Here is a 22173-nt window from a genome sequence, read left to right as displayed (position 1 = left end):
GCCAGAGAGGCGCCTTCAAACCTGAATAGTAATAAGAAATGTTAAATATTGGGCTAACAAATCTAACATTGCATGTTAACTTCTTATCATTTAGTCGTAATTGAACAACTAAACGGCTAAAGATTCGCCTGTGTTCTTGTAAACGACATATAAGGCGACTAACCTTTGCCCTGAATAAACATATTTTAATTATTTACGGTTAACTCAAAACGTCATTAACTCCAATGAATGGTTAACATTCATAATAAATAATTTTGCTCTTATTAGCTCTTATTAGCTCATGTAGCTTTGTACCGTGTTTAGTAAATAAGTTTGCTAAAACGGCTACATCACAATGGAATACAAAAAATGAAGCAGGTTGTCTTGCGTCAACTCTCCAGCCTGGGTACTCATTACCTGTTTTTTTTATTTTTTATAGCACTTTTATTTGCATCGGGTGGTAACGCCTTCGCAGCAACTCCGACGTTTTCCTCTGCATTTTCTCCATCAACCATAGCGCCAAATGCCACATCTTCACTTACTTATACCATAGACAACTCAGCTAACAGCACACCTGTTAGTACTGTGAGCTTTTCAAACACTCTGCCTGCAAACGTTACGTTAGCGCCTGTTGTTAGTGCCACTGACACCTGCGGTGGCATTGTAAGCGCATCGGCGGGGGGCGGTAGCATAAGTTATACGCTTGATAGGCTTGGTATAGGAACAGTGTGCGAGATCAGCGTTAATGTAACGAGTGCTGTGGCGGGAACTTACACCAACACAACGGGAAATTTAACCAGCTCTGAAGGGAGCAGCGGTTCTGCAACAGCAAACTTAACTGTCGAGAGCCCATTGGTTGGCTTTGCTCTTACTATATCCCCTTCTACTATATCGCCTAGCGGCCTCAGCAGGGCCAGTTTTAATATTGATAATACCTCCAACGGCTCGAATATTTTTGCCACAAGTTTTCAAACAAGCCTACCATCTGGCGTTGTTATATCTGCGCAGCCCAATGTGGTATCTGATTGCGGAGAAACGCTACAAGCATCTGGAAGTTCAATAAACGCTAGCCAAATCAGTGTAACCGCAGGTGCGTCTTGCACCATTTCCATTGATATCACTGCCGAAAATGTGGGAAGTTATAGCATTAGCCCAAGTAACTTAACCTATTACCTGACAGGAAGTTTCACGCCTCAATTTGTTAGTGCTGAGAGTGCTACACTGGTTGTAGCGCCTACGTTCTTAAATGCTTTTTTTCCGGCATCGGCCTTGCCAGGGGGTGCGGTTCCACTTACTTTCACTATATTGAACAGCAATCGTGACAACCCTATATCAGAGCTTGCGTTTACAACCGACTTTAACGCAACGTTATCAGGGTTAGCCATATCGCAGTTACCAGCCGATAACTTCTGTGGTGTTGGCTCATCAGCAACCGGTTCATCAACACTCTCCATTTCGAATGTAAGTTTAGCGTCAGGACAAAGTTGTACTTTCGAAGTTTCTGTTCTTATTCCTGCAAATGCTGCTGCAGGGGCGTATACCAACACGACAAGCACAATAACGTATCATTTAGGCAGTACACCCACTACCAGTGTTGCTGTAACAAACACATTAAACGTTTATAAAGCGCCAACGTCTACTATGGTGTTTTTGGAAAGCCAAGCAACGTTGGGTGATGATGTTACAGCGCGCTTTACTGTAACTAACACGGATGACGCTAATGGTTTAACTGCAGGAAGTCTGCAGCTTGAACAAAACGCTTTTATTCCTGGAATGGTTATAAAAACCTTGCCCTCCGCAAATTCTTGTGGGAGTGGTTCAACTTTTACCCAATCTTTCGTTAATGATGCGCTTTCTTTTCTGATGAATAATGCTGCCCTTGCTGCAGCCGCAACCTGTACTTTTGATGTGGTGTTTACATTACCGCCCAGTGGAGCGCCAGGTGAGTACGTATTTTCCTCAAATGCCGTTTCTGGAACAGTGTCAGGGCAACAATTAGTCGGTAATATAGCATCGGACACACTCACTTTAGTTACAGCGCCTACGCTTAGCGTAGCGCTTTCATCGGCGTCTGCATTACCAGGCGACCCTTTAACTGCTACTTTTACGCTGAGTTACAGTAACAATGCGAGCGCTGCCGTTACTGAGGTTGGTTTTTCTATTGATCTAGATGCGTCACTGTCTGGGCTCGTGAGTACCAGTAGTGTACAAAGTGACGTGTGTGGCAGCGGGTCGGAGATATCAGGTACATCTACACTTACATTTTCAGGTGGAAGCTTAACGCCGGGTGATATATGCAGTTTTTCTGTTACCCTACAAATTCCAAGCGCAGCGCCGCCAGGAACCATCACGTTAACATCTAGCGAACTAAGTGGAACGGTGAATAGTTCCGCGGTATCTAATACATCGGTAAGTCAGGATGTATTAATTTCTGGTTTGACAGCAGCTAAAACGTTTTTGACCAACCCAGTGCTTCCTGGCAGTGCAACCGTTCTTCGTTACACCCTTTCAAATTCCGCAAACGCAGGTGCGGCTACGGCAATATCGTTTACCGATAGTTTAACTTCGGTGATAAGTACTATGTCGGCTGCGAGCTTACCAAGTGCCCCCTGTGGTGTTAGTTCCAGTATGTCAGGCACTACTAACCTAATATTTTCGGGCGGTGAGTTACTGCCTGGTGCTAGTTGTTCTTTTGATGTGCAAATCAATGTGCCAGTTGGCGCGACTACCGGTATTTATAACAGTACGAGTTCAGCAATAAGCGCGACGGTAGACAGCACTAATGTAAACGCAGGCGTCATAAATACTACGCTAACTGTTGAAGAGTTAACCGTAAATATAAATACTACAGCGAGTAACCCAACAGCTGCGAACCCCATCCCTATCACAATTAATTTCAGCAGAGATGTTATTAATTTCGATGGCTCAGATTTAGTCATTGCTAACGGAAGCGTTACCAGCTTTACCGGTAGCGGCGACACTTACTCGGCAGAGATTACGCCCACGGCCGATGGTGAGGTTACCGTTGATTTACTTAGCAATGCGGTAAACGATGCAGAGGATAACTCGGTTACGAATCCGGCAGCGACGCAGGTGTCAGTGACTTATGAGACGACACCTACCATTGCCGACCCTAGTGTTTCTATATCAGCTCCGAGTAATTCTGGCGCAGCAACAGGGCCCATAACGTACACAATAACTTATACAGATGTGACTCAGGTTAATTTGTCTGAGTCTACGGTTACGGTAAATAAAATGGGAGATGCAGACGCAACGGTTACCGTAACCGACGGCGACACCACAACACCCACAGTAACGCTTTCAAGTATTACTGGTGATGGAACCCTTGGAATTAGTATTGGCAGCAATACAGCCAGAAACTCTACCAAGCTGGCAGGGGCGGCTGGCCCATCTTCAACATTTACCGTAGATAACACGCAGCCAACGGTGGCAATCACGTCTTCACTTGCTGGCAATGTTTTCAATCAAAGTAGTTTTACAGCAACCTTTACGTTTAGTGAGGCAGTAACCAATTTTGAAGAGGCCGATGTAACGGCGGTAAATGCTACAGTTAGCGGATTCTCCGCTATCAGCAGTACTGAGTATAACGCCACAATTACGCCTGAAAATGAAGGCGCAGTTTCTATTGATGTTTCGGCAGGTGTAGCACAAGATGCCATTGGTAACAGCAACTTAGGGGCTAGCCAGTTTCAAGCTGATTATGATGTTACCACGCCAACGGTATCTATTACTTCTGACATTACAGGCGCATCAACTAATAGTGCTTTTGTTGCAACTTTTACGTTTAGCGAGGATGTAACGGGGTTTGCAGTAGGCGATATTGGCGCTGCGAATGCAACGTTATCAAGCTTTGCGGCAACTACGGCGTCGGTTTACACCGCTACCGTTACGCCATTAAGTGAGGGGGCCGTAACATTAGATGTTGCTTCAGGCAATGCGCAAGACAACGCCACAAATAACAATGTTGCCGCCACACAGTTTACGACTACTTTTGATACCAACGATCCTGCCGTTGTAATTTCTTCCAACGTTGTTGGTGCTGCAAACAATGCATTCACGGCTACATTTACGTTCAATGAGAGCGTGACCGGGTTTGCATTAGAAGATATTAGTGCCACTAACGCCAACGTAACGAATGTTATTGCAAGCAGTGCATCGGTTTATACCGCCACCGTTACTCCTATTGCAGATGGTGCAGTCGTATTAAATGTACCCGCAAATGCGGCGCAAGATGCCGCGGGCAATAATAATACTGCAGCATCGCCCTTCACCATCACCTTCGACACTAATTCACCCTCTGTAGTGATATCTTCCGATATTATTGGCGCTGTCACCAATAATGCGTTTACGGCCACCTTTACGTTTAGTGAAGACGTTAGCGGTTTTGCCCTAGATGATGTTGCAGTTACCAATGCTAATATAGGCAACTTTTCTTCAGTTAGCAGTTCGGTATACTCCGCAGTGGTAACGCCCACCAGTGACGGTGCTGTTACGCTGAATATTGCAGCCAGTGTAGCGCAAGACACCGCAGGCAATAGTAATGAAGCGGCTTCACAATTTTCTATTGCTTACGATGCCACCTCACCCGCGGTTGTGATCACTTCGGTAAACGCAGGCTCTCTCACTAATAGTGCATTTATGGCCACCTTTACCTTTAGTGAGAACGTAACTGGCTTTGCGCTAGCCGACATAACTGCGAGCAACGCAACCGCCAGTAACTTTGCTTCCACAAGCGCTTCTGTTTATACGGCTACGCTAACACCTGCTAGTAACGGCGTGGTTACCGTAGATGTTGCATCCGGCAGTGCACAAGATAGCGCAGGGAATAACAACACTGCAGCCAGTCAATTCACGACTACCTTCGATGCTACGCCGCCAACCGCAGCGATAAGCTCGAATCTAACCGGTGCTGTCACCAATATCCCATTCACTGCCACGTTTACCTTTAGCGAAGACGTAACCGGTTTTGTGGCAAGCGATGTCACTGCCAGTAATGCGTCGGTTGGTACACTATCTGCAACCAGTGCTTCGGTTTATACCGCTACCATAACGCCAGCAAGTGACGGCGCGGTTACCTTAAACATACCGGCAAATGTGGCACAAGATGCTGCCGGCAATGTGAATACAGCTGCGTCAGCTTTTGCGACTTCATTTGATGCTACAGCACCGAGCGTTGCCATCACTTCAAGCGCTGGGGGCTCAGTCATAAACAGTGCATTTACCGCCACCTTTACATTCAGTGAAAGTGTAACGGGCTTTACGTCAGGTGATGTGACTGTAACGAATGCCGCGGTAGGTGCAATGTCGTCAAGTAGCGGGGCTATATATACCGCAGTGGTAACGCCCACTAGCGATGGCTCAGTTACATTGGATGTTGCAACAAATGCTGCACAAGATGCCGCGGGCAATGCTAGTGTCGCAGCACCTACCTTTACCACTACCTTCGACGCTACGCCTCCATCTGTTGTGATAACGTCGAACGCAGGCTCAACAACGAACAGTGCATTTACTGCCACCTTTACGTTTAGCGAGGTTGTAAGTGGCTTTGCAGCCAGCGACGTAATGGTTACAAACGGAACGCTTGGCGTATTATCTGCAAGCAGTGAATTGGCATATACCGTCGTGGTAACACCAACTAGCAATGGTGCTGTAACGTTAGATGTTCCGGCCAATGCTGCGCAAGATAACGCGGGCAACAGCAGCACGGTAGCTAGTCAATTTTCAACAATTTATGATGCTAGTGCGCCAAGCATTGTTATCACATCTGATATTACTGGTGCCATTACAAACAGTGCATTTACCGCTACCTTTACTTTTAGTGAGGATGTTACTGGTTTTACTTTGAACGATATCGCTGTGGCCAACGCCACTGTTAGTGCACTATCATCAAGTAATAACGCAGTGTATACCGCTACAATAACTCCTGCGAGCGACGGTGTGGTAACTGTTGATGTTGCAGCAAATGTTGCTGAAGATACAGTTGGAAATGCAAACACCGAAGCCACTCAATTCTCCACTAATTACGATGTAAGCTCTCCATCGCTTGCTATTACGTCGGACATCACCGACTCGCTAACAAACAGTGCATTTACGGCTACTTTTACGTTTACTGAAGATGTGACTGGGTTTGTAGCAAGTGATGTAACCGCTGCAAATGCTACTGTGGGCACCCTAACACCGGTTAGTGCGTCGGTGTATACAGCGCTTATTACGCCCACAATAGATGGAACTGTTACCTTAAACGTGGCGGCTAATGTGTCTCAAGATGTGGCCGAAAATGGCAATATCGCTGCCACAACATTTTCTGCAGTTTACGACACTGCAGCACCTCAATTGTTAAGTTCTACACCGTCAAATGACGATATAGACATTGCTATTGCTCGGTTGGCTGTAACCTTAAACTTCACTGAAACCATTCTGGTAAATAGTGGCTCAATTGATTTAGTTAAACTTTCAGACAGTACGGTTGTTGAAACGCTGTCGTTGTTGGGTAGTTCGGTTACACGGGAGCCCACAACGATTACCGCACAGTTTGCAGTGAACCTAGAACAAAATGAGATTTATACAGTTGTTATTAGCGCTGGTGATATATCAGATGCTGCGGGTAATAGTTGGCAAGGATTAGCTAGTAGCGATCTCTCATTTACCGCTGTAAATGAACCACCCGGAAGCAACGATGATATAGCGGTAGTTGATGAAGATGATGCAGTAGTTATCGCCGTACTTGCTAATGACGAAGACTTGTCAGATGGCGTGAACCCCTCGAGCGTCAAGGTAGAAATGCAGCCGTTGCATGCAACAGCAAATGTAAACACAGACACCGGGGAAATTACTTACACGCCAGAAATCAATTTCAATGGCATGGATAGCTTTACTTACACAGTAGAAGACAACCAAGGTAGTGTCTCTGCGCCTGCGACGGTAACGATTACTGTTAATCCAATTAACGACATACCCATAGCAGTCGACGACAATGCATCAACAGGTGAAGATCAATCGTTAGTCATTTCAATTCTTGACAATGATGACGATGTAGATGCGTTAAGTAATTTACAGCCCAATATGCTAGACCCCGAATCTATAACTATCGAAACCGATGTTAACTCCGGTGCGCTAGAAATTGTTGGCGCAGCGGCGGCAAGCGCAGACAGCACATTGCAAGTTGGCCAGGTTATCTATACTCCTAACATAAACTTTTTTGGAGCCGATGTATTTACGTACACAGTACGCGATACCGAAGGTGCTACTAGCACTGTTGCTACCGTCACAATAAGTGTGGGGGCGATTAACGATAACCCTGTTGCAAGTGATGACTCGGCAAACACAATAGAAGATGAAGCCGTTGCAATAAGTGTTACGGCTAACGATTCAGATACCGAAAATGAACTCGATATACAAAGTGTTACTATAGAAGCACAAGGAACACTGGGTGTCGCCTCCGTTGATAACAACACTGGGGTAATAACCTACACGCCTAACGCAAATAGATTTGGGACAGACAGTTTTCAATATAGTGTGCAAGATCAGCAAGGTCTAGGCTCAAATATCGCAACGGTTATCGTAACTATCACATCGGTAAATGATGCTCCGGTTACTCTAGATGATACCTATACGTTAGCTTCAAGAGTGCCTACAGCGTTAGCAGTACTTGATAACGATAGCGACCCAGATAGTGAGTTTGAGCCTGACAATGAGATAAATGCCGCCAGTGTGGGCGTGGTATCAGCACCGTCGCTGGGTACAGTAATTGTTAATGGGGTAAGCGGAGTTATCACATACACACCAAACGAAGACGTAACCGTAGCATCCGACTCATTTACCTATAATGTTAAGGATCAATTGGGATCGATTTCTAATACAGCAACGGTGCAGATTGGGCTACAACTTCAATCTATCCATTTAGTAGCAAACAATGATAACGCTGCCACTGTTGAAGACACTCCAATAGCAATAAACATTCTGGCCAACGATGGTGATGATACACGTACATTAGATGTATCTAGCATCAACGTTACGCAGTTGCCTGTTAATGGTTCTACACAAGTAAATAGCGACGGCTCGGTAATATATACCCCTAATGCCAACTTCTTTGGTAACGACGCTTTCAGTTATACGGTTAATGATATTGATGGTGATACATCTAATATCGCGAGGGTGGATATAAGCGTTTCGGGGGTTAACGACGCGCCAATCATATCAGGTTCGCCTGCGTTATCTGTTATTGCCGGGCAGGAATATAGGTTTGTGCCGTCAGTTACCGACATTGACAGCAGCTCATTTATTTTTAGTGTAGATAACGCACCCTCTTGGGCAGCGTTTGATACTAGTACCGGTACACTATCTGGTAGCACAAGCGAATCAGATGCGGGCAATTACACAGATATTGTAATAAGTGTTAACGACGACGTTGGAGCGACTGCAAACCTATCGCCTTTCTCTATTGAGGTCGTGAGTACTGCTTCACTGACGCCAACAGTTAGAAATATAAGCCAAAATACAGCGGAAGATGAGTCTGTTACTTTTTCAGTGGCTGGCACCGACCCTAATAATTTACCGCTTACCTATCAACTGGTTCAGCAGCCCCAATCGGGTACTTTATCGGGTGCTTTGCCGTTACTCACCTATACACCAGATGAAAACTTTTTCGGTACAGACACTTTTACCTACACCGCGAGTAACAACGACTACACCTCTCAACCTGCTACCGTTTCTATAACCGTGACAGCTGTTAATGACGCACCTGAAGCTACTGACGATGTGGCAACCGTTGTTCAAGGGCAAGAGATTGTTATTGATGTGCTCGCTAACGATAGCGACATTGAAAGCAGCGCATTAACCATAACTAGTGCCCAAGCAGCTCAAGGGATGGCGACTATTGTAGATAATAAAGTTGCTTACTTAGCTGAGGCCAACACGACAGGCACGGTTATTGTCGATTACACCGTTAGCGACGAGGGTGGCCTATCATCATCGGCGAAAGTAGTTGTTACTGTCACTGCCGAAGAGGGGAGAGTGCCAAGCGTTAATTTAGAAGTTCCGGAAGACATAACGTTGAACGCTACAGGGTTAATTACCCGCGTAGACCTGGGGCAAGCTATTGCAACCGACGCCCTTGGAAACCCAGTAGCCACAAGGCTCAAAACACCACCATTTTTCAAACCAGGTAAACACACCGTTGTTTGGGAAGCAGACGCACAGGGTGATGTTCAACAAGGCTCACAGCTAGTAAGTGTTAACCCTATAGTATCTATTGATAAAGCTCAGAGCGTTAAAGAGGGAAGCAGGGCCACTATTAAGGTTTTTCTAAATGGCGTAGCTCCTACATACCCAGTTAACATACCCTACAGCGTAACGGGCACGAGCAATAGCAATGATCACAACTTAGTAGACGGTACGCTAGTTATCGAAAGCGGTACACAAGCAAGCATAGCCTTCGACATTGCTAGCGATGGGACAATTGAGGGCGAAGAGACAGTGATTGTGTCTATTGCAGGTGCCACTAATGTAGGTAATTCAGAGCATATACTCACAATCGTGGAGGGCGGGTTACGCCCAGTACTAAGATTAACTGCCACGCAGAATAACACCGCTGTCACTACCATATACTCTCAAGCTAGTACTGTAGACGTAAATCTTTCTTTTGAGAACAAAGCATTGAGCGATATTGTATTTGTGGATTGGAGCGAAAGCTCCAGCGAGCTGAATGCGCTTAACATATCATCGTCGGATACAATTTTCAGATTTTCTCCAGAAAGTCTTGATGCTGGTGTATATCACGTAAAGGCTAAAGCTACAGATATCGATGGATTAGAGGGCTTTACTGACATTACTTTACTTCTTGCCTCTTCATTGCCAACGCTAACTGACGAAGACAGTGATGGTGATGGCATTCCAGATAATCAAGAAGGCTTGGGAGACAAAGATGGTGACGGCATTCCTGATTATCTAGACGCTACAGACGAATGTAATGTGCAGCCAATAAGCAATAATAATGTTTCGAATTTACTCGTTGAAGGAGAGGTTGGCGCATGCTTTAAACTCGGCGCAACGGCAATCGTAAACTCAGGTGCAATTAACATTGATAAAACCATAATTACACCTGATACCGAAACAACCCTTGTGGGCCCAGTATTTGACTTTGTTGTTGCTGGTCTTAGGGACGTTGGTCAAAGTTACCGCATAGTGTTGCCTCAACAGAATATTATTCCTGCGGGGGCAATGTATCGCAAATACTCTGCTTCAGAGGCACGTTGGAAAGACTTCGAAATTAATGGAACTACAGACGCTGTGCATTCTGCCAAAGGTGAACAGGGCGTTTGCCCACCGCCGGAAAGTGAAGCTTATGTTGCAGGTCTTACGGAAGGGCATTGGTGCCTTCAACTTACCATAAGTGATGGTGGACCTAATGATGAAGATGGCATAGCCAATGGCACAATTGTTGACCCATCAGCTTTGGCTGTGGCTGCGAGCAATAATCGACGCCCGGTAGCAAACAATGACGACATAGCATTATCTTCTGATAGTGATAATCGACTAGAAGTATTGTTGAACGATACAGATCCAGACAACGATGAATTAACGCTTTTATCTGCGAACGCTTTCTTGGGTGCGATAGAGGTAGTAAATAACGAACTGGTATATGTGAAGCCAGATGCCTTCTCAGGTGTAGATACAGTTTTATATGCCATATCAGACGGTAAAGGCGGTTCAGCATTTGCAACAGCAACACTGAATGTTGACGTTAATAATGCGCCACAAGCGCAGGATGATACGGCACAAACAAATAACCGAACAGCGGTAAATATTGACGTATTAGCGAACGATACAGATGCAGATGGCGATGCATTAAGCCTTGTCTCGGCCGCGGTTGATGCCGGGCAAGTAGCCATTATTGATAATACCATTAGCTACACGCCCAACGTTGGCTTCGTTGGCAGCGCAACTATCTCATATCGCATAAAAGATACGAAAGAGGCGATAGGTGAGGCAAATGTTATAGTGAGCGTAAGCGAACGATTGAACCAAGCTCCTATAGCGCAAAGTGATAGCGCAGAAACAACAATTGAAACGCCCATTATCGTTGATGTAATTGCAAACGACACCGATATTGACGGGGATGTACTAACAGTCGTTAGCGTTTCGGCAACTCAAGGTGAAGCAACAATACAAAATAACAAAGTGCAGTTTACCCCCCCGAACGAATTTGTTGGTTCGTTATTGGTGACATATTCAGTGTCTGATGGAACAAATGAAGCAGAAGGAAGACTGTTTATCAGAGTGATTAAACCGTTTAAATCTGAAGGCGGAGCTTTCTCTGTATTACTCACGTTACTACTGTTGCTTGTATTAGTATGTCGTTTATTACTAAACAAAAACATGAAAGTGAGCAGTCAGTCGCGCACGAATAGTGAATAAATTAAAAGTTTAACAATGCTAAAAGGCATTGGGAGAAATAGTATGTTATTAACCTTCAAAAACGCTAGGTCCTTATCTTTTCAGGTTTCTTTGGTTGTATCGCTCTGCGCCTCTGTTTCGGCTTATGCTAACCAAGATGAGTTTGTTTTAGAGCCCTACGAATTAAAGCAGCGTTTGGCTCAGCAAAAGCGTCAGGTAGAGTTGAACGCTATGCAAAAAGGGGAGCTGCTTGCAATGCCATCAAGTCAACATTTGGATGTTTCTACAGTAGATAATTACGATGAATATGTGTTTACTGTTACTAATCAGCAGGGCTTTAGAAAACAGGTTAAAAACACCTATGGCAGTGTAGATATATACGATATGGACCTGCCCTATGACGGCCAATACGACTATGAAATATTAGCGATAAAAAACACTGGTGAAGAAATAGTCGATGTGATGAATAACGGCAGAGGTGCCAATGCATCAACAACAATAACAATATCAAAAACCATTACCGGAAACTTTACGACGATTAATGGAAACATTGTTATTCCAGAAACTCTAGCCGAGCCAAAGCCCGGCGTAGAAACGCATAAGATAGACGTACTGCCACAAAAAGAACAAACCTTTAATCAAAAGCGAACAATTACTCCAGTTATTTCAACTAAAGAAAATACCATCACACGCCCTAACGAACCCATGCTGTTCTCTGCTAAAGAGATATTTTCGGGAGAAGAAAAATAATGAAACTTAAAAATAAAATTGTATCTAGTGTTTTATGCATTCCCCTTTTTCTTCCATTAACGAATGTGAGTGCAGACCAGCAGTTTCAAGATGATGTTGTTGTTAAGGGGAGTTTATGTGTTGGTATTGACTGCGTTAATGGCGAGAACTTCGGATTTGATACTATTCGCTTGAAAGAAAACAATTTGAGAATAAGGTTTACAGATACGAGCGCTAGTTCGTCTTTTCCTACAATCGATTGGCAAATAACAGTAAACGACTCAGCTAACGGCGGTTTAAACTATTTCAGAATAGAAAATATAGATAGTGCCAAAAGTCCACTTACGATTTTGGACTCAGCGCCAAGTAACGCCATTTATGTAACTGGTACTGGAGTTGGTTTTAATACTTCTGCACCATTAGTAAATCTTCACGTAAAAGCTGGAAATTCGCCAGCATTGAGATTGGAACAAGACGGGTCTAGCGGTTTTTCAGCGCAAGCTTGGGATGTTGCAGGTAATGAAACTAACTTTTTCGTACGTGATGTAACCAACAGTTCAAAGATTCCTTTTAAAATTAGACCTAGTGCTCCAAACAACAGCTTATACATCGATAATGATGGAGACATAGGTTTTGAAACCTCAACGCCTGATGGTCTGTTTGATATTGCACACCCTTCAGATGCCAATAATCATGCCGTTTTAGTAAGTCCAATAGGCAACTTTGGTATCAACATTGATAATGGCTTCAACCCTTTAGGCCTTTTTGATGTGCAAACTACAGGTGGAGTATCGAGGTTCGCTGTTGCAGCTGATGGCAGTGTGGGGGTTGGTACGAGTTCGCCTTCAGGTAGATTTGATGTTAGAGACGTGACAGGATCAAATACGCTTTTCAGTATAGCCGAATCGGGTGAAACTGTGTCCCAGAGCAGTTTCTTAGATACTAATTCAGCTAACTGTAGTAGTGGTATTACATGCGGTAGATTTAGTCCAATAATGACCATAGCAGAAACAAATAATGATACCACTGGCCGTATGTTGTTAAATCTTAAAAACAACGCGCCTGGCTGGCTAGGGTTTGAGAATACTAGTCTTAACGAACAGTGGTTTATTGCTAACGCACCCACTAGTTTGAACTTCGCCTTTTCAGACTTTAATGCTGGTACGTTAACGTTACCGCTTCAGTTGTTTAACAATGGCGACGTGAAAATGGCAGGAACCTTATATTCAAATTCCAGTGTTTATTTAAAAGAGAATATCACTGAAGTAAGTCTTCAAAAGGTGCTGGAGCTCGTTGAAAACCTTAATGTTTACACGTGGAACTATATTGATAATGCAGAAGACAACAAACACATTGGCCCAATGGCTCAAGATTTTTATAAGTCTTTTGGTTTAGGAAAAGATAACGAGCATATTAGCAGCCTAGATGTGAGTGGTGTTTCTTTGGCAGCGATTCAAGCGCTTTATGCTCGAATAAAGGCGCTTGAAGAAAAAGTAAAAATAATGGAAAAAAATAAGGGATAATTGCAAACAGGGCTAGTTGGTTGGCTTGAACAGCAAAAAACATGGGGATGTTCTTCGCTGTTCAGGCATCAATAAAACTCCTCCAACGCTAAAGATTTTTCAAGGATAGGCTTTGTCCACTCGCACCATGTGCAAGGTTTTGCTTTGCTAGCACTAATGCTAAAGCTGCAACCTCGTTTGGTTCTTTTTGACCATTTGGATTCATTTGAGTTTTTACCGAACCAGGAATCAATTCATTTACATTAATCCTTTTGTCCTTAAGCTCTTTCGCTAATGACATAGCTAGTGATCGACAAGCGCCTTTTGCTGCAGCGTAGGCTGAATTGGATGCTGCTCCGCTTAGCCCGATAGCAGAGCCGATAAAAATGATATTTCCCCCACATCGCTCTCCCATGCTTGCTGCACTGAGTTTAGCAGCAATGACACTGGCAGATATATTTAGAAAAACTTCCTGTTGCCAGTGTTGTATGTCGACTTGAGTAATGTCTCCGCTGGCTGAATTAGATGCAGCGTTTATAAAGGAAATATCAATACATCCAAACTCTCTATGGATATTGGCGAACATTTTAGCCATGGCCGTTGAGTCAGAGGCATCTACTGCAAAACCAACAACTTTAGAACACACGGCATATTGAGATAAATCGTTGATTGACGATGCTAGTTTAGTTTCATTCCTACCAGTAACAATGACATGACAAGATTCCAATAATAGTGACTGTGCGATACTTTTTCCTATACCACTACTACCGCCAGTAATAAGAGCAACTTTTCCAGCCAAGTCGTCTGTATTAGGTGATAGAAATGGATACTTAAGGACCTCCTTAGCAGCAGCTAGCTCTTCTGGAATTACAGTCGTCCCTCGACATAGCCTAGCTACAAAAGAGTGCCGTTCTTTTGTGCATGTCGATGGTAAGCTTCTGTGTAGCAAGCCTGAGTGGAACAGCATAAACTCCCCTTTCTTCAAAGGTACCTGTTGTTTTCTTTTTATCAAATGCTGCGGAATATTTAAAAAGTGTTCGTTAAACGCTCTTTTATGAAATGGTCTAGTATCTCTATCGAAGTCTTCATCTGGCAGGTGTGAGCCTAAGATAAACTCCATCAAACCGCTTTTTTCATCCATATCACTAAGAGCGACGAGAATAGAAAAGTGATTTTCAAGGTTATTAAAATCGACCGGTTGGTCCCCATCTTCAAAGTGACGATCGTGATGCCATGGGATCTCACTTGAGCCCTCTACTTTTTTAAAACTGTTTGTTCGCCAAACAACTAAATCATTTCCGAAAAGTAGTTCAATTTTACCGGATATCTGCTTACTTGATAAAAGTCGTTGGCAGACTCCGCTGGTGACGTGGCGATTTTTCACAGAGGCACCGTCCTCCAAGCTGGCGACAACGTCGTCCAGTAGAAAGCTCTCTGACAGCTCAAAAGGGCCAGCTAAGCCATCTTTGTTGAGGCAGAACTCCATTTATAGCTCCTTACAGATAGATACACTTTTATGAAAACACGATTATTGTACTCAATTTAAAAATAATTACTTTACAAAGTAAACATAACGTACCGCTTTAAGCGCAAACATGTAATCAAATAGCACTGAAGGCAGTTCTACTACTAATTTATTTTTGTGTGGTGAGTTTTATGCATTCCAATAATTACAAACTTTGCTGCACATGAATTTGATGGTTATACTCAGATGACAATAATAATGTGAGCATTTTTGCCAACTAATATGAAACGATCTCTCACAACCATAGTCGCTTCTGGCTGGTTCGCATTTAGCCTTATCTCGTTTTCTCATATTCCAGTAATATTTGCTGCTGAGTCGACTGATATTGGTAGTGTTGCTACAAGTACTGCTGTTCGCAGTGCTTCTCTGAATAACATCTCTTTGAGTAGCTCTTCTCTCGATGTTGAATTATCACGCTTAATAAACGCACACCAAATCAATGTAATTAAGACGGAAAACTCTCAAAGCCCTGAAAAAATTAAACTTGGGCAGTTGCTGTTTTTCGATAAAGCGTTAAGCGGAAGTAAAGATATAGCATGTGCAACCTGCCATCATCCCAACACGCACTCGGGAGATGATTTAAGTCTGTCTATCGGTGTGGGTGGTCAAGGAATAGGGTACACAAGAGTGCTCGGTGAAACACGGCTTTTGATACCGCGCAATGCGCCAGAAATATTTAACCGAGGGGCACAAGATTGGCGAAGTATGTTTTGGGACGGGCGTGTAGAAATCGATTCTCATGGCGAAATAAATTCACCAGCAGATGAGAACTTGCCATCAAAGCTGCTCGACAATATAGTGGCGATGCAAGCCATGTTCCCTGTAACGTCTCGTCAAGAGATGCGAGGGCGAAAGGGTGATCTTGACATTACGGGCAAACCTAACACTCTAGCGGCAATGGGCGATACGGACTTTGAAGAAATTTGGGCTCGCGTAATGGCACGAATTACTGCTATCCCAGCATATGTCGATTTGTTTGCAAAAGCCTATCCAGAAACATCTACCGATGACTTACATTTTGCCCATGCGGCAAATGCATTGGCTGCTTTTCAAACACTATCATTTGCGTTTGAAGATAGTCCCTGGGATCGTTATTTGAGAAGTGAAACGAACGCCTTACCTACTAAGGCAAAAGAGGGAGCTATACTCTTTTATGGTCAAGCAGGTTGTTCTTCGTGTCATAGCGGTACATTAATGACCGACCAAAAATATTATAATATTTTGGTGCCACAAATTGGGCCAGGCCATCGTGACAGCGCGGGTTTTGATATTGGACGGGCTAGAGTTACCGATAAAAAGGAGGATGCATTTGCGTTTCGCACTCCGCCCTTGCGTAATGTCGCTAGTACCGGCCCTTGGATGCACAATGGCGCTTACACATCGTTAAAAGCCGTTATCGAACACCACCAAAACCCTCTTGAGATGCTTCAGTCTTACGATGTTTCTCAACTTGATAGAAGCTTAGGAAAAACTTTTCGTTTGAATACATCTACCATTCTCTTGATGTCGCAAACTTTTTCTCCTGAAATTAATGTGGTTCCAGATTTAAATAATGAGGAGGTGGAGCGATTAATCGCATTCTTGGAGGCGTTGACTTCACCTTCCTCCAAGGACTTGTCACACCTTGTACCCGAAAGCGTCCCCAGCGGGTTACCCGTCGATCACTAAGTTATAATAACTCTTATTTTGGAGATATTGATGTCTTTCACCTTTTTTAAAGGTAAATACCTTGCTGTTTATGCAGTGAACATAATGTTTTGTTTACTATCAGTGAATAGCCAAGCTGCTCAAAATGCCTCAATAGCAGCACCAAACACTATCCAAGCGAAGCCGCTACACATTACTGAGCAGAGAAAGACAACTCTTTTTACTCGACTAGAAGAAGCTGATACAGGCATTCGATTTTTCAACAAACTCTCAATAGAAAATCAGCGTAACTTCACCTTCAATGGCGCAGGTTTGGCGTCGGGCGATTTTGATGGAGATGCTTTAACCGATTTGTATCTTGTTACTGAGGAAGGTCAAAGTAAGCTTTATAGAAATATAGGTGGATTCAAATTTGAAGATGTCACCGAAAAAGCGGGTCTAAAGCAAAACAAACAGGGCTTTGCTATTGGTGCCTACTTTGCAGATATAGACAATGACCGAGATCTCGATTTATTTCTTACTAACTGGCATGTTCCTAATCAACTTTACCGTAATAATGGTGATGGTACCTTTACCGATATCACTGATATATCGGGCGTGGGCTATAACGGTGGCTCAACTACCGCTACGTTTGCAGACTATGATCGAGATGGTGACTTAGATTTTTTTGTCGCTACCTATCGGCCTGCTGATTTAGCTGCCGAAATAGGCACGCCAAAACTTGAAATGAAAGACGGAAAGATTAGTGTTCCAGAGAATTTGAAAAGCGCTATAGAGTTATTCGAAACCAAGAAGGGGCTGAGTGTTCGGCAACTTGGCGAGGCGGATTTACTTTACCGCAATAACGGTGATAGTACATTTACCGAAGTAGCCAAAAATGCAGGTATTTCTGGGGGGTATTGGGGGCTTTCAGCATCGTTCAGTGATATTGATAACGACGGTTGGCCTGATTTGTATGTTACCAATGATTTTTGGTCGCCAGATGTGTTTTACCACAATAACGGTGATGGCACTTTCACGTTAATAGATGCTAGTAAAATACAGCAAACCCCTATGTTTGCCATGGGCATGGATTTTGGAGACATTAACAACGATGGCCTAATGGATTTCTTTGTAGGCGATATGTTGAGTAAAGATGCCACCTTGCGATTAACTCAGCATGGCTTAATGGATACTACGTTGCCACCTGATGAAGCGGCAGCGCAAGTTATGCACAATGGTTTATTTTTAAATAATGGTGATGGTTCGTTTAGTGAAATAGCGTGGATGGCTGGCGTGGCTGCAAGTGAATGGACATGGTCCACAAAGTTTGCCGATATCGATCTCGATGGCTACGTAGACTTGTTAATTAACAATGGAATGGTGGGCGACTTAATGGACAGCGACGTACTCGCCAATATCAATCTTCCTCAATTTAAAAATGCCCCAGCGTACTATGACAGCTACCCTAAGCTAGCAACGCCAAACGTTGCCTTTCGTAATAATGGCGACCTCACCTTTAGTGATGTTTCAGCAGAATGGGGCGTTGATGATGCCAATATTGCCCATGGCGCCACACTGGCAGATTTTGACAATGATGGCGATTTAGACAAGATAGATAGCGTTATGAACGAGGCACTTGGTGTATACCGGAACGATGCTAAAAATAATCGTATTGTTATTGAACTTGTGGGTTACCGGTCAAATACTTTTGGTATTGGGGCTAGAGTTACAGTAACCACTAAGAACGGCGCTAAACAAATAAAACAGATGAGCAGTTCGGGCGGGTATCTGTCGAGCCATGCGCCAATTCTTGTATATGGCTTAGGTAATGCAACTGAGATAGAGCAGATTGAAGTAGAATGGCCCTCTGGGCACTATCAACAATTCAGTTCAATTGATAATAATGCATTGCTAGCGAATCAGCGTTATAAGATTGCAGAGCAAAATAAGGAGATTTCTCTGCCGCCAGCTCTTAGGTTAAAGGCTGACGGTATGCAATTTGAAGAAGTCGGTTTGAAAGTAGGTTTAACAAGCGCCCATGTCGAAGCAAATTTTGATGATAGGCAATACAAAGGCTATGACGATTTTGAAGAGCAGCTTTTGTTGCCACGTCGGCTTTCGGCAATTGGGCCTGGTGTGTCATGGACAGACATGGATAGCGATGGCGATGACGACCTTTATGTTGCTGGAGCACATGGACAGCCGGGCATGGTTTATCAAAATGCAGGAAATAACACATTTGAGTTGATTGAAAATCGCCTTACACCCTCTACCCTCGAAGAATTAGCAACGGTATGGCATGCTGATGGCTCTTTCGCTTCTAGTTTTAGTCGATATGAAGCGCCTAAAGCACCCATAGCAGCAATACTGGGCGGTGCGCAAACTCAGCAACTTAACGGCGTAGCCTCAGGAGGCGCGCTAGCATTAAATGATGTAGACGGCGACGGTGATTTGGACCTTTTTGTGGGTGGCCGAGCAATTCCCAATAAATGGCCGTTACCTGCGTCGAGTTATATCTATCGTAATGATGGTGATACTTACATAGATATTACCGCTGAAGTTGCCCCTGAACTATTAGAACTTGGACTCGCTACTGGTGCCATGTGGCTCGATATTGATAATGATCAAGATAGCGATTTAATGATTGCTACCGAGTATGGTCCTATTCGTTTGTTCGTTAACAACCAAGGTTTTTTTAAAGATAACACAGCTGCATATGGGCTCGGCAAGTGGCATGGCCTCTGGACAGGGATTACAGCAGGTGATTTTAACGAAGACGGGTATATGGATTTTGCGGCAGCGAACTGGGGCATGAATACTCGATACAGTGCATCAGATAAGTACCCCCTCATGCTCTATGCTGGGAACATCGATAGCGAACACAATGGCGTCAGCGACATAGATATTGTAGAGGCCGAGTACGTCGATAGTATTTTAAGACCAATGCGTGAACGCGGAATGGCAGGAGCTGTAATGCCATTTGTTTATGAAAAATTTTCTACTTTTCGAGATTATGCCGAGTCATCATTGACAGAAATTTACGGTGAGCGCCTTGAGCATGACGATGTCACTACGCTTTATGCTAACACACTACACCATGGGGTTTTTATCAATGATGGTAAAGGCAGTTTTGATATGCAACCTTTGCCAGGCCTAGCGCAGGCAACAACGGGGTACGGCATTACTTCTGCCGATTTCAATAACGACGGTCATGAAGATTTGTATCTGGTAGGTAACTTTAGTTACATGGACCACGAGTTTAGGCAGTTTGCTGGTGGTATTAGCTATTTACTCCACGGTAACGGAGACGGCACTTTTAATGAGATCCCAACTAAAGAAAGTGGATTGTTTGTTCCTTATGATGGTCGAGGGGTTGCGGTTAGCGATTACAATAAAGACGGATGGGTAGATATCGCTGTTGGTGTGAACAACGAAAGACCTATGTTGTTTGAAAACAAGGGCGCGAGTGAGTATTGTTCGGTAACGCTGAATATTGAGGGTAGAGAGCTTAATCCGTTGGCTATTGGAGCGCGCATAGAGGTTACTAGAGACGACAGCACGAAAACCGCGCGCGAAGTTCAGGCGGGAAGCGGCTATTTTTCGCAAAATAGTGCCGTGCAGTTATTTGGGCTCGGAAAAAATGAGCGTGCGTCAATAAAGGTTATTTGGCCGAATGGTAAGATTAACACTGAATCGCCTGTTCAATGTGGCAGCATGACCTTGAAGCAGTGAAGCTTGCCAGCATAACCAAACGCTATGAGTAGGTAGTTAACCGCACTGGCCACGCCCGGTGTTTTTTAATGGAGCAAAAATGGCATTTTTAGAGAAACAAACATTCACTACCGTTATCGACAGTACCCCCTTGGTATCTATCGACTTGTTGGTGGAAAACACAGGAGGACAGGTGTTGTTGGGCTATAGAAACAACCGTCCTGCAAAAGGCTACTGGTTTGTTCCTGGTGGAAGAATATTAAAAAACGAGACGCTCAAAAGTGCTTTCGAGCGGCTAACCTTAGCGGAGCTTGGGGAAAAATTCGATATAAAGCAAGCTACACTGCAAGGCCCGTATGATCATATTTACGAAGATAGTGTGTTTGGTGATACTCCATCGACGCATTATGTTGCAATTGCCTATCGACTTAAAGTCGAACATATTCAAAACTTACCGCGTGACCAACATTCACGCTATATGTGGCTACATCCTTCAGACATAATGCAAAGAAGTGATATACACGCCAACACGAAAGCATATTTTTCGGCAAATAAATAACTTGGTATTGAAGACTTCTAATGAAAGTACTTAGTTTCGATTGCTACTGGCAAAAGCCAGCGATAACCGAGCAACACGCATTTGAAAAAGTGAAGTTTTTTCATGATGATAATGGTGACGACTTAATTTATTTAGCATTTCCATGGGCTACATTATTCGATTTGCATGATAGAAACCAAGGGAGTGTTTATAAGAAGCTTACTGATTTCTTACATAGGGTTACTTCTCGAATACCGCAAAATTCTCGAGTAGTAACAGTATGTCAACATATTAGGTTAGAGCAGCATAAAAATTTTCTTATTGATTCTGGGGTCACCGACGTTTTTTGGTGTCACTGTGCATCAAACTTCAGTATACCAGGGTTATCAATTTATCCTTTTCCCCTATTCCCAGCTATACAAGTGAAAGCGAAGTACTTACAACATCGAGCGTATTTAGCAGGTTTTGTAGGAGCAAAAGCAAACCAATACTATATGGCTGAAACGAGAAATAAATTGTCGTCAATTTTTCACGGTTTTTCAGACGTGTACATTGAGCTCAAAGAAGGTTGGGACTTTGATGAAACGGTATATAAAACTCAGATGGCTGCGAAAATTTTTGAGCCGACGTCATTTAAAAGCGATGTAATGTATGCTGACATTCTGAGAGACAGTATTTTCGCACTCTGCCCATCTGGAACTGGTCCGAACTCATACCGTCTTTGGGAAGCAATTCACGCACAAGTAATCCCAGTTATTTTGGCTGACACGTATATTCCGCCAGGAAATGTAAGCTTATGGGAAGAAGCGTGTATAATTGCAAAGGAGTCTGAGATAGATAAACTCCCTAGCATCTTGCTAGAGCATAACTCTAAACCAGCACTATTAGAAGCAAAAATGATAGCGCTTAAACAACTTAAATTCTTATATGGCATCGAGAATTTTGTGTCGGATATTATCGAGTTCGAGCAAAAAAACAAGTGTAAGAGCACGCTAGATGCTTCCATAACAAAAATAGCCAGTCGAGCATTAATGGGCAATAAGCAAGCCACTTCAATAATTGGATTACACCAAAAGAGTTCCTCTTTATTAGGTCGTGAAGCCCAAAGTTCAGGCTATTTAGACTTTGTTATTAATAAATCGTAA

At 43.6% G+C, this 22173-nt stretch carries 8 protein-coding genes; 7 read left to right on the top strand and 1 reads right to left on the bottom strand.

What is annotated here, in order from left to right:
* The first annotated feature begins 348 nt into the window (after positions 1-348).
* Genes ACOJRU_RS15200 through ACOJRU_RS15190 form a run of 3 tightly spaced genes read left to right on the top strand, consistent with a single transcriptional unit; the run spans position 349 to position 13646 of the window.
* The gene (locus ACOJRU_RS15200; RefSeq protein WP_421132574.1) at positions 349-11415 is read left to right on the top strand and encodes an Ig-like domain-containing protein; all 11067 of its coding nucleotides are present in this window, start codon (positions 349-351) and stop codon (positions 11413-11415) included.
* Positions 11416-11457: 42 nt separating this feature from the next.
* Positions 11458-12144, top strand: coding sequence for a hypothetical protein (locus ACOJRU_RS15195; RefSeq protein ID WP_421132573.1), 687 nt, complete (start codon positions 11458-11460; stop codon positions 12142-12144).
* Positions 12144-13646 carry a tail fiber domain-containing protein gene (locus ACOJRU_RS15190; RefSeq protein WP_421132572.1) on the top strand — a complete coding sequence of 501 codons (1503 nt, stop codon included), beginning with the start codon at positions 12144-12146 and terminating at the stop codon, positions 13644-13646. Before ACOJRU_RS15195 ends, ACOJRU_RS15190 begins: the two co-directional genes overlap by 1 nt.
* Positions 13647-13734: 88 nt before the next feature.
* Here the strand turns inward: ACOJRU_RS15190 and ACOJRU_RS15185 are convergent, their stop codons facing one another.
* The gene (locus tag ACOJRU_RS15185; RefSeq protein WP_421132571.1) at positions 13735-15111 is read right to left on the bottom strand and encodes an SDR family NAD(P)-dependent oxidoreductase; all 1377 of its coding nucleotides are present in this window, start codon (positions 15109-15111) and stop codon (positions 13735-13737) included.
* A 261-nt stretch (positions 15112-15372) separates the two neighbouring features.
* Between ACOJRU_RS15185 and ACOJRU_RS15180 the strand changes: the two genes are divergently transcribed.
* From ACOJRU_RS15180 to ACOJRU_RS15165, 4 genes are all read left to right on the top strand, one after another.
* A complete protein-coding gene (locus tag ACOJRU_RS15180) occupies positions 15373-16818 on the top strand; it encodes a cytochrome-c peroxidase (RefSeq protein WP_421132570.1) in 1446 nt (481 codons plus the stop codon).
* A gap of 30 nt (positions 16819-16848) precedes the next feature.
* Entirely contained in the window at positions 16849-20511 is a 3663-nt protein-coding gene (locus ACOJRU_RS15175) for an FG-GAP-like repeat-containing protein (protein ID WP_421132569.1), read from the top strand.
* A gap of 79 nt (positions 20512-20590) precedes the next feature.
* Positions 20591-21049: a GDP-mannose mannosyl hydrolase gene (locus ACOJRU_RS15170; protein ID WP_421132568.1), complete on the top strand. Its 459-nt coding sequence runs from the start codon at positions 20591-20593 to the stop codon at positions 21047-21049.
* A gap of 20 nt (positions 21050-21069) precedes the next feature.
* Positions 21070-22173, top strand: coding sequence for an exostosin domain-containing protein (locus tag ACOJRU_RS15165; protein WP_421132567.1), 1104 nt, complete (start codon positions 21070-21072; stop codon positions 22171-22173).

The sequence above is a fragment of the Alteromonas algae genome, assembly GCF_049117195.1.
Taxonomy (GTDB): Bacteria; Pseudomonadota; Gammaproteobacteria; order Enterobacterales; family Alteromonadaceae; genus Alteromonas.
The sequence above is the reverse complement of the archived record's forward strand: the minus strand, read 5'-3'. Positions and strand labels throughout refer to the sequence as shown.

Excerpts from the sequence above, each read along its gene's own strand:
- ACOJRU_RS15180 (WP_421132570.1), top strand. The coding sequence starts at position 15,373 with ATGAAACGATCTCTCACAACCATAGTCGCTTCTGGCTGGTTCGCATTT.
- ACOJRU_RS15190 (WP_421132572.1), top strand. The coding sequence starts at position 12,144 with ATGAAACTTAAAAATAAAATTGTATCTAGTGTTTTATGCATTCCCCTT.
- ACOJRU_RS15185 (WP_421132571.1), bottom strand. The coding sequence starts at position 15,111 with ATGGAGTTCTGCCTCAACAAAGATGGCTTAGCTGGCCCTTTTGAGCTG.
- ACOJRU_RS15175 (WP_421132569.1), top strand. The coding sequence starts at position 16,849 with ATGTCTTTCACCTTTTTTAAAGGTAAATACCTTGCTGTTTATGCAGTG.
- ACOJRU_RS15170 (WP_421132568.1), top strand. The coding sequence starts at position 20,591 with ATGGCATTTTTAGAGAAACAAACATTCACTACCGTTATCGACAGTACC.
- ACOJRU_RS15165 (WP_421132567.1), top strand. The coding sequence starts at position 21,070 with ATGAAAGTACTTAGTTTCGATTGCTACTGGCAAAAGCCAGCGATAACC.
- ACOJRU_RS15200 (WP_421132574.1), top strand. The coding sequence starts at position 349 with ATGAAGCAGGTTGTCTTGCGTCAACTCTCCAGCCTGGGTACTCATTAC.
- ACOJRU_RS15195 (WP_421132573.1), top strand. The coding sequence starts at position 11,458 with ATGTTATTAACCTTCAAAAACGCTAGGTCCTTATCTTTTCAGGTTTCT.